The 715-nt window shown below is 73.4% G+C and carries 1 protein-coding gene and 1 pseudogene; one reads left to right on the plus strand and one right to left on the minus strand.

The features are described 5' to 3' along the window. Positions 1-265: pseudogene (locus FUT87_RS28630) on the plus strand (NADP-dependent oxidoreductase); the annotation flags it as partial. A 70-nt stretch (positions 266-335) separates the two neighbouring features. Here the strand turns inward: FUT87_RS28630 and FUT87_RS10820 are convergent. Next, positions 336-715 (minus strand): methyl-accepting chemotaxis protein (locus FUT87_RS10820; RefSeq protein WP_255511766.1); only part of this gene is annotated, 380 nt, incomplete at its 5' end.

Below are 715 nucleotides of genomic sequence, written 5' to 3' on the forward strand. Positions count from 1 at the left end.
GGCGCAGGACCGGCGGCCGGCGCTGCTCGCGACGCTGCTGCAGAAGCGCGTCCGCATGGAAGGCTTCATCGTGCTGGACCATTACGGCGAAGGGCTGTCACGCTTCAAGGCCTTCCAGCGCGAGATGCTTGCCGCCATCGCGGCGGGCGAGGTCCGGGCGCTCGAGCACGTCATCGACGGGCTCGAACTCGCGCCCCGCGGCCTGATCGACCTGCTCGACGGACGGCACCTCGGCAAGGTCGTCGTGGCCGTCGCCGCGCCGTGACCGACGGGCCGCGCTGACGGCCTTCAGCGCCTTCGGCGCGCGACGGGGCGGCCCCGTCCGTGCGGCGGACTTACCCCAGCCGGAACCGCGCCACCGACTGCACCAGCGCGTCGGCCTGCTGCCGCAGGCTTTCGGCGGCGGCCGCGGATTCCTCCACCAGCGCGGCGTTCTGCTGCGTCACCTGGTCCATCTGGCTGACCGCCTCGCCGACCTGGTGGACGCCCTGCGACTGCTCGCGCGTCGCGCTGCTGATCTCGCCGACGACGTCGGTGACGCGCCCGATGGCCGAGACGATCTCGTCCATCGTCGCGCCCGCCTCGGCCACCAGCCCGGAGCCCTGCTCGACGCGCTCGACGCTGGTGCCGATCAGCGTCTTGATCTCCTTGGCCGCCTCGGCGCTGCGGCCGGCCAGCGCGCGCACCTCCGACGCCACCACCGCGAAGCCCTTGC

It is taken from the genome of Mitsuaria sp. TWR114, from assembly GCF_007997345.1.